The following is an 11,896-nucleotide window of genomic DNA, read 5'->3' on the forward strand; positions in this document are numbered from 1 at the left end:
TGCCCCGACGGCCACGACCTCGTCCGGGTTCACGCCCTTGTGCGGGTCCTTGCCGGTCAGCTCCCGCACCAGATCCGTCACCGCCGGCATCCTCGTCGAGCCGCCGACCAGGATGACGTGGTCGATGGCGGACACCTTGATCCCGGCGTCCTTGATCGCGTTGTGGAACGGGCCCTTGCACCGCTCCAGCAGGTCCGCGGTGAGCTGCTGGAACTGTGCGCGGGTGAGCTTCTCGTCCAGGTGCAGCGGCCCCTCGGCGGACGCGGTGACGTACGGCAGGTTGATCGTCGTCTCGGACGACGACGACAGCTCGACCTTGGCCCGCTCGGCGGCCTCCCGCAGCCGCTGCACGGCCATCTTGTCCTTGGCCAGGTCCACGCCGTAGTTGTTCTTGAACTGCTTGACCAGGTGATCGACGATCCGCTGGTCCCAGTCGTCGCCGCCCAGACGCGTGTCGCCGTTGGTGGCCTTGACCTCGACCACACCGTCGCCGATCTCGAGGAGGGACACGTCGAAGGTGCCGCCACCGAGGTCGAAGACGAGAACTGTCTGATCGTTCTCCTTGTCCAGGCCGTAGGCCAGGGCGGCGGAGGTGGGCTCGTTGATGATCCGCAGGACCTTGAGCCCGGCGATCTCCCCGGCCTCCTTGGTCGCGGTGCGCTGGGAGTCGTTGAAGTACGCCGGGACCGTGATCACCGCATCCGTGACGTCCTCACCGAGATACCCCTCCGCATCCCGCTTGAGCTTCTGCAGCACCCGCGCGGATATCTCCTGCGCCGTGTACCGCTTGCCGTCGATGCTTCCCGAGTCCGGGAACCGCCACCCCGCATCACCCACGTAACGCTTGACGGAACGCACGGTGCGCTCCACGTTGGTGACGGCCTGGCGCTTGGCCACTTCACCGACCAGCACCTCGCCGTTCTTGGCGAAGGCGACGACCGACGGGGTGGTCCGCGCCCCTTCCGTGTTGGTGATGACTGTCGGCTCGCCGCCCTCCAGCACGCTGACCACCGAGTTCGTCGTGCCGAGGTCGATTCCCACTGCTCGTGCCATGGTCCTCTCCTCCTTCTCAGTCCCAGACCAGGAGCAGATGTGACTCGCTAAGAGTCTGGATAAGGTCCGCACCTCAGGTTGTCAAGAAATACCCGTTTTCACCTCTTTGGAGTCCCTACGCGAACCGGGGGCCGATGCGGAGCAGGCGGTCTCCGGCCTGCCGTCGGGTCGGCGGTTCACGGGAAGGGAATCTGCCGCTCAGTGGGTACAGACGGAGTGAGGCCCGCCCGCAAGGCGGTATCGGGCCGTGACGGCGGAGCCTGCGAGTGACGGCCCGGGCCGCCTCGACGGAGGTCGGCCCGGCATCGACCGGGGAGGAACACCATGCGCATGCGCTGACGCGACTTTCCGGTAGCGCCAGTCGCCCAGGGCTCACCGCAGCTCGTCCACGTAACGGTCGGTCCCGGGAAGCGTGGGAATGAACGGTGCGACGAACCGCACCTCGCCGAGTCCCGAAGCCGCCACCGCCGTGTCCAGGTCCGCGAAGTGCTCCCGCCAGCGGTCGCGGGGATCGTGCTGGAGGAACCACAGCAGCGTCAGCCGGATCCCGACCCCCTCGACCTGCTTGACGTAGGTCATCCGGTCCAGGGGCAGCGGCGTCGGCGTGAAGACGGCCACCATGGCCGCGGGCGAGCCCTCCAGCCGCTTCGGCAGATGGTCGTCGCGCAGCCACGCGAGCAGCTCCGCTCGCGCGCCCGGGGAGTCGGCATCGATCACCTGGACGACGAGCCCGGCGTAGGGGTGATCGAGCGCGTGAATGTCACGCGGGCCGTGGTCGCCGTCGCGGTAGACGGTCGCCACGCGATCCTGGAAGGCCGTGAAAACGTGCGTGCGGTCCTGAAAGACCCGATGGTCGCGGTTGAGGCGCTTGTTGATACCGACGGTCCACCGCATGTGGTCGGCGTAGCGGCCCGCGGTGATCCAGTAGGTGGACAGATAGCATCCGGCCGTGACGGGCCGCGCGACGGCGGACTTCTCGGGGTAGCGCAGTAGTTGCAGTTCACGGGTGGCGACCCACCGGCGGCCGGCGTACATCCAGGGCATCGCCATCGCGCCGGCGATGTAGTGGTCGTCTTCGTACCAACGGTTGTACTCACGTTCCCGGCCGAGGTGCGGCTCGACCATGGTGATGAGGGCGTGCCCGAGGTCGGCTCCGTAGGGACCGACGGCGGCCAGTTCCGCATACATGTCGCTTCGGGTTTCGGCTGCGGCGTGCGTCGCGTCGTCTGTCATGGGTCCGGTGTAGCTGACGGCGCATCAGATTGGGAGTGTGCCTGCCCTTCTTTCCGCCGTCGGCCGCCCATACTCTGACGCTCCGTCAGATAAACCGCCACACCTCAGGAGGGCCCGATGTCACTGCTCGCAGGCAGGACGGTCGTCGTGTCGGGGGTCGGCGCCGGGCTCGGGCAGCGGGTCGCCGCGGCCGTCGTACGGGACGGCGGGAACGCGGTACTCGGGGCGCGCACGGAGGCGAACCTCGCCAAGGCCGCGGCGGACGTGGACCCGGACGGCGCGCACACGGCGTACCGGGCGACCGACATCACCGACGAGGCGCAGTGCGGGGCGCTGGCGGCGCTCGCGCGGGAGCGGTTCGGGGGTGTGGACGCGGTGGTGCATGTGGCGGCCCGGGACAGCTACTTCGGGGGGCTGGAGGACGCCGACTTCACCACCTGGCAGGCGGTCCTCGACGTGAACCTGCTGGGCACGCTGCGGATGACACGGGCCTGTCTGCCCGCGCTGAAGGCGGCGGGCGGCGGGTCGGTCGTCATCATCGGGACGCAGTCGTCGGTGGCCGCGCCCTCACAGGTGCGGCAGGCGGCGTACGCGGCGTCCAAGGGGGCGCTGACGAGCGCGATGTACTCGCTGGCGAGGGAGCTCGGCCCGCACCGGATACGGGTCAACACCGTGCTGCCTGGCTGGATGTGGGGGCCGCCGGTGGAGGCGTATGTCCGGTTCGCGGCGCACGGCGAGGGTGTGTCCGAGGCGGAGGTGCTGGCGCGGCTCACCGGGCGGATGGCACTGCCGGAGCTGGCCACGGACAAGGATGTCGCGGATGCGGTGGTTTTCCTGGCCTCGGACCGCGCACGGGCGATCACCGGCCAGTCGCTGCTGGTCAACGCCGGGGAGTTGATGCGCTGACCTGGCCCGCCGACGGGTGGGGCTGATCTTTTTCAGCCACTCACCGTTCATATACATAAACCGAGGTCACCGCTCGGAACTTTTTTACCCCCTCTTGACCTTCCGCTTGCTTGCCGTGGGCATGCCACCGAACTCAGAGTTCACATGCCTGACCCATGTCTGATCGATCTCCGATCCATGGCAGAACCTGGCGGCGGACCCTGGAAGGGGGCCCATGAACAGTCTCGACTGGGCCGTGCTCATCGGCTACTTCGGTGTGATGGTCGCGATCGGCGTCTGGTCGCACAAGCGTGTGGACAACGTCAGCGACTACTTCACCGCCGGCGGCAAGATGCCCTGGTGGCTGTCCGGCATCTCGCACCACATGTCGGGCTACAGCGCGGTGATGTTCACCGGATACGCCGGTATCGCGTACACGTGGGGCGTCACGTCGTTCGTGACGTGGTCCTTCCCCATCGCCCTCGGCATCGCCATCGGCTCCAAGCTGTTCGCGCCGCGCATCAACCGCCTGCGCTCACGGCTGCATGTGGCGTCTCCCCTCGAATACCTCAAGAACCGCTACAACCTGGGCACCCAGCAGGCGCTGGCCTGGTCCGGGATGCTGCTGAAGATCGTCGACGTCGGCGCGAAGTGGGCGGCGATCGCGACGCTGCTGTCGGTCTTCACCGGCGTATCACTGAACCAGGGCATCCTCATCACCGGCTCGATCACGGCCGTCTACTGCACGATCGGCGGGCTGTGGGCGGACGCGCTCACGGAGCTGGGCCAGTTCGTGATCCAACTCCTGGCCGGTATCGCGATGTTCGTGGCCGTGTTCGCCGAACTCGGCGACTACGGCGGCTTCTTCGGCGTCTGGGACCGCCCGGAGCTGAAGGGCCACGGCGAGCCGCTGGTGGGCCCGTACGGCACGGTCTTCCTGCTCGCCTTCCTCTTCATCAAGCTCTTCGAGTACAACGGCGGCATGCTCAACCAGGCCCAGCGCTACATGGCCACGGCGACCCCGCGCGAGGCCGAGCGTTCCGCCCGCCTCTCGGCGATCCTCTGGCTGGTCTGGCCGCTGGTCCTCTTCTTCCCCATGTGGATGTCGCCGCTGCTGGTGACCTCGGAGAAGGGCGACGGCTCCGACGCGTACGCCCTGATGACCGAACAGCTGCTCCCGCACGGGCTGTTGGGCCTGGTCATCGTCGGCTTCTTCTCCCACACGATGGCCATGTGCTCGTCCGACGCGAACGCCATCGCCGCCGTCTTCACGCGGGACTGCGCGCCGGTGGTGTGGCGCCGGGCGCGGACGTGGAACGAGGGTCAGGGCCTGCGGGTCGCGCGGATCACGACCGTGGTGTTCCTCGGCCTGTCGATGGCGGCGGCCACCCAGGTCAACTCCCCCGCCTTCAAGGACATCATCACCGTCGTCATCAGGTGGGTCGCCGGTCTGATGGGTCCGATGGCCATTCCGATGATGTTGGGTCTGCTGCGACCGTTCCGACGGTCCGGACCGACGGCCGCGCTCACCAGCTGGGCGTGCGGACTGTTCGCCTTCTGGCTGGTCAACTACCCGATCCACTGGAACGTCGAGGGCGGCGTGCCGCTCCAGTACCAGGTGTCCATCCCGCTGGCCGTCTCCCTGGTCCTCTACATCGTCATCGGCTTCATCAAGCCGGAGGACACGCCCGAGCGGCTCGCGATCATCGAGATGATCAACACCGACGGGGACGGCGACGGTCAGGGCCGGGGAGGGGCCGGGGCTGTGGCCGCGGTGCCGGAGCAGGGGAAGGACGCGGTGTTTCCTCCCCGGTGATGGTCGGGGGTGAGGTGGTGGCCGTGGGTGGCCGTGGGTGACGGGGAGTGGTGGAGGTCGGGGTCCCAGGCCCGCCGGACGCCGGTGGCGTCGTAGCCGAGGGCGGCGCCCCGGTCCTGCCGGGGGACGGTGACCGGAAGGGTGAGGACCGCCCCGACGTCGGCGCCGGCTCTCCGATGGACCTGGGCGCGGGCAGGGGCCGACCTCTGTCCGTACGTACGGACAGGACGGCAGCTACCGACCTCCGTCGACCAGCTACCGACCTCCGTCCGTACGTACAGCTAGGGTGCGGGCGGAGGCAACGACCGCCCCTGTCCGTACGTACGGCTAGGGTGCCGCGCATGCGATCGCTGATCGGCGCCATCCGCGAGCAGGACGAGGCCGCTCGGTTCCTCGCCTGGCCGGGCGACTTCGACCTGGACCGGGGCGACCACGGCGAGGAGGTCCACCTCGCGTCGGGCGCCGCGCTGGAGGGCTTCGCGGGCGACGGCGCCGGAGGCACGTTCTTCTTCTGCGGCGAGGGCGGCGAGGAACGCCCCGTCCTCTACGCCGACTCCGAAGGAAGCGCCGCCCTCATAGCGATCGGCCTGCCCGAACTCCTCCGTCTCCTCCTGGTCGCCCCTTGGTGGCGCGACTGCCGCACCTTCACAGCGCAGGAGAGGCGGGAGGCGGCCGCCGAGTACCTGGAGGACATGCCGGACCTGGTGGCCACCCGAGACCGCGCCGCCGCGGCCCTCTCCCTCGAACTCCCCTCCGAGGCCGCTGCCTTGGCCCGCCTCCACGAGGTGGCCGTCGGCCCCGGCAAGGACTTCGTCCTCGTCCTCACCTCGGAGGGGGAGCCGTACGATCCGCTGATCGAGGACTGAGACGCGTCACCCGAACCGCGGCTCGCGCACCATGAACACATCCACCGGGTCCTCGCTCTCCATCCTGAACCCGAGCCGCTCGTAGAGCCGCCGGGCCGGGCTCCCCCGCAGGACGTTCAGGCGGACGAGGGTGGCGTCGTGGTCGCAGCGGGTGAGGAGGGTGTGGAGTACGGCGGTGCCTATGCCGGTGCCGTGGAGGTGGGCGGCGAGGTAGAAGTGTTCCAGCCAGTGGGCGTCGGGGGCGGGGCGGAGGGCCACGCAGCCGGCGAGGTCGCCGCGCACCTCGATGATCCAGGTGTGGGCCGGGACGAAGCCGTCGCGGAAGCGCTGGCGGACGCGGTGTTCGTCGTAGCGGCCGAGGCGTTCGAGGTCGGGGCGCATCACGATCGCGCGCAGCTCGGCCACGGGCTCGACGTCCGCCGCCGACGCCGGTCGTAGGGTCCAGTCCGCCATCACAGCAACCACATCCGCCATGATCGGCACGCTATCGCGGCGCCGCCCGGCTTCTTCCCCGGCTTCTTCCCCGGCTCCTTCCCCGGCTTCTTCCTCGGCTTCTTCCTCGGCCCTTCCGCCCCCGTTCCCTCAGCCCCGCGGATACCGCCCCAGCCACCCCGGCACCGCCCCGCCCGGGCCGTGGAGGGCCGGGCCCTGGGTCATTTCCAGGGCGAAGTCGTCCGCGAGGACGAGGATGGTGGGGCGGCCTTCCAGTTCGGCGAGCCAGGCGGGGGGAAGGGCCGTTTCGCCGTGGAGGGCGCCCAGGAGGCCGCCGGTGAGGGCGCCCGCCGCCGCCGAGGGGCCGCCGTGGTTGACGGCGAGGCAGAGGCCCTGGCGTACGTCCTCGCTGACGAGGGTGCAGTAGACGGCGACGGCGAGCAGCCCGTCGGCCGTGCCGGCGCCGGCCAGGGTCTCGACCACGGCGGGGGTCGGTGTGCCCTGGCGGACGGCGGTGAGGGCCTGTTGGAGGGCGTCCGCGACGGGCTGGTTGCCGGGGCGGGCGGCCAGCAGGACCAGGGCCTTCTGGACGGCGGCGTCGAGGTTCTCACCACGGGCGAGGGCATGGACGATGACGGCGTACGAGCCGGCCGCGAGGTAGGCGGTGGGGTGACCGTGGGTCTGGGCCGCGCACTCGACGGCGAGCTGGAAGACGAGTTGGGGCTCCCAGCCGACGAGGAGGCCGAAGGGGGCGGAGCGGGCGGCGGCCTCGGCGCCGGCCTCGCCGGGGTTCTTGGGCGCGTCGAGGGTGCCCATGGTCCCGTCGGCGAAGCCGAGGAGGCAGACGCGGGAGGGGTCGCGGCGGGCGTAGAGCCACTCCTCGCGGGCGAGCCAGCCGTCGTCCTTGCGGCGTTCGTCGGGGCCCCAGTCGCGCTGGGTGGCCCCCCAGCGCAGATACGCCCGGTGCAGGTCCGTCGGCGGGTGCCAGACGCCGGTGTCTCGGCGGACCTGCGCGCGGACGAGGCCGTCGACGGTGAAGAGGGTGAGCTGGGTGAGGCCGGTGATGGCGCCGCGTCTGCCGTACGCGGGCACCAGGTCGGTCAGCCGGTCCGGGCCGTACGACTCGCCGATCTGCGCCAGGGGGAGTTCGTCGACCGGCGCGCCCAGCGCGTCGCCGACGGCCCCGCCCAGCAACGTCCCGCGCACCCGGCTGCGGAAGTCCTGCTGCTCTGCCCGCCCCCAGACGGCACCGGCTGTCGCGCCCACCCCGGCCTCCTCATGCCCAACCCGTACGTCAGTACGTAAATACATCCGTACGCCCGTACGGCTCGACAGTCCAGCACTGTAATCGAATGGGAACGGTCCGTTCAGGGCACTCGGCAAGCACGATCAGTCCCGTCGACCACAACCGTTTCACCTATCCGATCGTCAAACGATCAGATGTGAACAGTCGCCGTACCCGAGTCCAACTCCTGGAGAACCCGTGCCCCTTCGTGTCATGAGCTGCGCGGCCGTCGCCGCCGTCGCCGCTTCCGCACTGCTGGCCGCTCCGCTCGTCTCCGCGACGCCGGCCGTCGCGGCCCCGAAGGCCGCCGGGGACGCGCCGATCGCCGACTTCGACGGCGACGGTTTCGCCGACCTCGTGAGCGGCGCGCCCCGCGCCACCGTCTCGGGCGCCGAGAGCGCCGGCTACGTCTCCGTCGTGTACGGCTCCGCCGCGGGCGCCGACACCGCGCACCCCCAGACCGTCTCCCGTACGACCTCCTGGCTGCCGGAGACCGCCAAGGGGGGCACCTTCTTCGGCCGGAGCACGGCCGCGCGCGACCTCGACGGGGACGGCTACACCGACCTCGCCGTCGGCGCCGCCAACGACGGCGACGTGATCCTCTGGGGCTCCCCCAGCGGCCTGACCTCCGCGACCGCGTTCCCCGGCCGGGTCAACCGGGCCGTCGACGGCGACTTCGACGGCGACGGCGAGGGCGACCTCGTCACCACCGGCGACGGCGGCCTCCGCGTCCTCCTCGGCCCGTTCACCCGCGCCGGCGCCCCCGCGCGGACCTCCTCCGTCGAGATCGACGAGGAGGACGAGATCTGGGACCTCACCGTCGGCGACATGAACGGCGACGGCAGGGACGACCTCATCACCACGGGCGGCTTCGAGGAGAAGTCGTACCAGGCGCAGTGGCGCATGGGCACGGCGACCGGTGTCAGCCAGGCCGCCAGGACCACCGGCCACTTCACCCTCGGCGGTGTCGTCGCCGACGTGAACCAGGACGGCTACGGGGACTACGTCGCCCGCGACGTCGGCCACATCTCCGAGGTGCGGGGCAGCGAGGCCGGCAACGTCCGCGTCGTCTACGGTTCCGCGAACGGCCCGTCCACCCGTACGGCGAGGATCACCCAGGACACCAAGGGCGTCCCCGGGGTCTCCGAGGCCGAGAACCCCAGCAACGACCGGTCCGGCGACCAGTTCGGCTACTCGGTGGCCGCCGGTGACGTGACCGGTGACGGCTACCCCGACATCGCGGTCGGCGTCCCCGGCGAGGACATCGGCTCCGTACGGGACGCCGGCTCCGTCGTCCTGCTGAAGGGCGGCGCCTTGGGGCTCACCGGCACCGGCGCCCAGGCCTTCGACCAGTCGGACCCCGGCGTCCCCGGCGCCTCCGAGACCGGCGACCACTACGGCGAGTCCGTCTCCCTCCTCGACATCAACGACAACAACCGCGCCGACCTCGCTGTCAGCGCGCCCACGGAGGACGGCACGTACCAGGACTCCGGCGCGGTCTGGCTCTTCCGCGGCTCGAAGAACGGCCTGGTCACCACCAACATCACCTCCTTCGGGCCGGCCACGCTCAAGGCACCGGAGAAGGGGGCGCTGTTCGGACTCGGGTTCGCGAAGTAGCTTCGCGAAGTAGCTTCGCGAACGAGGGGGCCTACGTACGGTCCGGGTGGGCCGCCGCCTCCGTGGCCCGGTCGTGTACGTCCGCGACCAGCGGGTCGCCCGGCCGCAGCGCGAGGGCCTGCTCGGCGTCGGCCAACGCCCTTGCCGCGTCGCCGAGTTCGAGATGGAGCGCGGCGCGGTGGCGCAGCGCCCAGGCGTACCGCGGGAGCAGGGCCACGGCCGCGTCGAGGTCGGTGAGGGCTTCGGCGTGCCGGCCCAGCTTGAGGCGGGAGACACCGCGGCTCGCGTACGCCGACGCGTACAGCGGGTCCCGCTCGATCGCCCGGTCGTAGTCGGCGAGAGCCTCCTCGTCCCGGCCGGCGACCCGCAGCGCGTCCCCGCGCTCGCACAGCACCCAGGGCGTGTCCGGGACGAGGGCAACGGCGTGGTGCAGATCGGTGAGCTGGCGTTCGTGCTCGCCCCGCGAGCGTCGTACGCGCGCCCGGCGCACCAGGGCCCAGGCGTACTCCCCGTCCAGTTCCAGGGCTCGGTCCAGGTCCGCCAGGGCCTCGTCCAGGCGGCCCTGGGCGTGCCGGGCGGCACCTCGGGAGGCCCAGGTCGAGCGGCGTACGGGGTCGAGGGCGACCGCCCGGTCGAGGTCGGCGACGGCCGCGTCGGGGTCGCCGAGGAGGCGGTGGTAGTCACCGCGCAGGACGAGGGTGGTGGCATCGTCGGGGGCGAGCGCGTCGGCCCGGTCGAGGTCGGCGACGGCGGCGGCGTAGTCCCCGGTACGCGCCCGCGCGACCGCCCTGCCCTGCCAGGCCGTGGCCAGTCGGGGGTCGAGGTCGACAGCCCGGTCGTACTCGGCCACCGCCCGCTCGTACGCCCCGTCCCGGTGCAGCGCCCGCCCCCGCAGGGCCCGCGCGAACGCCTCCCGCCGGGCGTCGAAGCCGGCCCGGAGCAGCAGCACGCCCAGCGCGTCGTGAACGCCGCCCCGCTCCAGCGCGGCCAGCAGGTCCCCGCCCCAGCCGCCCGCGCCCTCGTCACCGGCGTCCCGCCCCGCCTGCGCCAGCGCCTCGGCCCACCGCCGGGCCACGACGACACCCTCCCCGCACGCGTCCACGACATCCCGCAGCGCTCCGGCCAACGCCCCACGTTCCCCGGCACAGAGCCGGTGATACGTCTCGGCGAGCCGCAGCTCGCGCCACCGCTCGCCGGCCCACAACTCCCCTTCCTCCAAGCCGGCTTCGGTCTCCGTCCGCCACCCCGCGAACGTCTCCGCCAGCCGCCGGTGCCGTTCGCTCCACACCCGTGGTGACCGCATCCGCTGCAACCGCACCATCGGCGTCCGTACGACGTCGTGGTAGACCACCCGGTCCCCGCGGTCGGTCACGAAGGGCAGGGCCCGCAGCCAGGAGAGCAGGCCCTCGGCGTCCTCGCCCGAGCCACCGGCCATATCCGGTCCGCCGGCCGTATCCGGTCCGCCCGCCGTATCCGGTCCGCCCGCCGTATCCGGTCCGCCCGCCGTATCCGGTCCGCCGGCCGCATCCGGTCCGGAAGTCACGGCCGCGCGGAACACGTCGGCGTCCAGCCATCGGGGTAGGGCGCAGGTCAGGGCCGCGGCGCGTCGTACGGGGTCCTGTTCCCACTTGAGGAAGCGTTCCACGGCCGTGGCGCTGGGGTCGCCCGCGTCGGCGAGGTCGTCGAGGTCGGCGGGGCGGGCCTCGGCGAGGGTCGAGACCAGGACGGGCAAACCGCCGGTGAGCCGCAGGACTTCGCCGACCACCGGCTCGGCGAGCACACCCTTGGTGGCGAGGAGTCCCCGTGACTCGACCTCCGTGAAGGGCTGGAGGGGCAGGTCGAGGACGAAGTCGGTGAGGCCGCCCCAGCGGGCGGCGTCGCAGGGGCGCTGCCCGGCGGTGACGAGGACGACGTTGCCGGGGATGGGGCCGTACCGGTCGCCGGTGACGAGGGCGTGCAGCCAGGGGTCGAGGAAGGCGCCGGTCCGCTCGTAGGTGTCGAAGAGCAGGACCAGCCAGGGCACTTCGGTTGCCGCGCGGGCCAGCTCCTCCAACAGCACGGGGGTAAGGACGAGTTCGGGCGCGAGGAGCAGCTGGGCGTCGTCCTGGCCGCGTGCGCGGAAGCCGGTGCCCGCGCCCCGCAACCGGTCGCCCTGGCGGGCGAGTTGGGCCGGGTCGACGGCCCCCGCGAAGGGCCCGACGACGGGGACGAGCCCGAGCGCGACGAGGGTCGCCCGGGCGGCGGCCATGCTCGCCGCCGAGGGCTCGGCGGCGCCCCCGGGAGCCCCCGCGTCCCCCTCCCCCTCGGGAAGGGCCACGGCGGCCGGCTCCGCCTCGTACCGCCGCTCCCGGTGCGCGGCCAGCAGCCGTTCCAGCTCCTTGAACCGCCGCCCCTCCCGGGCGAACCGGTCCGCGATCACCGCCATGGCCTCCGGCACGCTGCCCACGCCGTCGTCGACGTACGCGGTGAGGGCGCCGCGCTCCCGGGCGATCTGCTCCAGCTCCCGTACGAGGAACGTCTTCCCGATGCCCGCGTTGCCGTGCACATGGAAGAGGAAGCGGCGGCGTTCGTCCTCGACTGGGAGGTCGAAGTTGGCCCGGAAGGCGGCCCGTTCGGCGTTCCGGCCGACGAAGCCCTGGCGCGTACGCCGCAGGATCAGCTCCTGCATCGTCGGAATCGGCGACTGCTGCGCCCGTGCCATACGTACCC

General features: G+C 71.6%; 9 protein-coding genes. 4 read left to right on the forward strand and 5 right to left on the reverse strand.

What is annotated here, in order from left to right:
• Positions 1-1,053: Hsp70 family protein (locus I8N67_RS39470; RefSeq protein ID WP_200309123.1), on the reverse strand; the 1,053-nt coding region annotated here is incomplete at its 3' end.
• 372 nt (positions 1,054-1,425) lie between these two features.
• Entirely contained in the window at positions 1,426-2,286 is an 861-nt protein-coding gene (locus I8N67_RS39475; RefSeq protein WP_200309124.1) for a hypothetical protein, read from the reverse strand.
• 117 nt (positions 2,287-2,403) lie between these two features.
• On the opposite strand from I8N67_RS39475, the gene I8N67_RS39480 reads away from it, so the two are divergent.
• The 3 genes from I8N67_RS39480 (at position 2,404) to I8N67_RS39490 (ending at position 5,853) form a co-directional block, all read left to right on the forward strand.
• Complete coding sequence (locus I8N67_RS39480) at positions 2,404-3,192, forward strand: SDR family oxidoreductase (protein ID WP_200309125.1); 789 nt, start codon at positions 2,404-2,406, stop codon at positions 3,190-3,192.
• A gap of 214 nt (positions 3,193-3,406) precedes the next feature.
• On the forward strand, positions 3,407-4,987 hold the full coding sequence (locus tag I8N67_RS39485; protein ID WP_200309126.1) for a sodium:solute symporter family protein: 1,581 nt from the start codon (positions 3,407-3,409) through the stop codon (positions 4,985-4,987).
• Positions 4,988-5,328: 341 nt separating this feature from the next.
• Positions 5,329-5,853: a hypothetical protein gene (locus I8N67_RS39490; protein WP_200309127.1), complete on the forward strand. Its 525-nt coding sequence runs from the start codon at positions 5,329-5,331 to the stop codon at positions 5,851-5,853.
• A gap of 6 nt (positions 5,854-5,859) precedes the next feature.
• On the opposite strand, the gene I8N67_RS39495 is transcribed toward I8N67_RS39490, so the two are convergent.
• On the reverse strand, positions 5,860-6,306 hold the full coding sequence (locus I8N67_RS39495) for a GNAT family N-acetyltransferase (RefSeq protein ID WP_200309129.1): 447 nt from the start codon (positions 6,304-6,306) through the stop codon (positions 5,860-5,862).
• 129 nt (positions 6,307-6,435) lie between these two features.
• On the reverse strand, positions 6,436-7,551 hold the full coding sequence (locus I8N67_RS39500) for an ADP-ribosylglycohydrolase family protein (RefSeq protein WP_200309128.1): 1,116 nt from the start codon (positions 7,549-7,551) through the stop codon (positions 6,436-6,438).
• Between the two features lie 217 nt (positions 7,552-7,768).
• Here I8N67_RS39500 and I8N67_RS39505 point away from each other — a divergent pair, with 217 nt between their 5' ends.
• Positions 7,769-9,187, forward strand: coding sequence for an FG-GAP-like repeat-containing protein (locus I8N67_RS39505; RefSeq protein WP_307835506.1), 1,419 nt, complete (start codon positions 7,769-7,771; stop codon positions 9,185-9,187).
• Between the two features lie 31 nt (positions 9,188-9,218).
• On the opposite strand, the gene I8N67_RS39510 is transcribed toward I8N67_RS39505, so the two are convergent.
• Entirely contained in the window at positions 9,219-11,888 is a 2,670-nt protein-coding gene (locus tag I8N67_RS39510) for a tetratricopeptide repeat protein (protein WP_200309131.1), read from the reverse strand.
• Positions 11,889-11,896 lie beyond the last annotated feature (8 nt).

This window comes from Streptomyces adelaidensis (assembly GCF_016598475.1).
Taxonomy (GTDB): domain Bacteria; phylum Actinomycetota; class Actinomycetes; order Streptomycetales; family Streptomycetaceae; genus Streptomyces; species Streptomyces adelaidensis.

What these genes read in the sequence shown, in the direction of transcription:
- I8N67_RS39475 (WP_200309124.1), bottom strand. Translation starts at nt 2,286, where the DNA reads ATGACAGACGACGCGACGCACGCCGCAGCCGAAACCCGAAGCGACATG.
- I8N67_RS39480 (WP_200309125.1), top strand. Translation starts at nt 2,404, where the DNA reads ATGTCACTGCTCGCAGGCAGGACGGTCGTCGTGTCGGGGGTCGGCGCC.
- I8N67_RS39485 (WP_200309126.1), top strand. Translation starts at nt 3,407, where the DNA reads ATGAACAGTCTCGACTGGGCCGTGCTCATCGGCTACTTCGGTGTGATG.
- I8N67_RS39490 (WP_200309127.1), top strand. Translation starts at nt 5,329, where the DNA reads ATGCGATCGCTGATCGGCGCCATCCGCGAGCAGGACGAGGCCGCTCGG.
- I8N67_RS39495 (WP_200309129.1), bottom strand. Translation starts at nt 6,306, where the DNA reads ATGGCGGACTGGACCCTACGACCGGCGTCGGCGGCGGACGTCGAGCCC.
- I8N67_RS39510 (WP_200309131.1), bottom strand. Translation starts at nt 11,888, where the DNA reads ATGGCACGGGCGCAGCAGTCGCCGATTCCGACGATGCAGGAGCTGATC.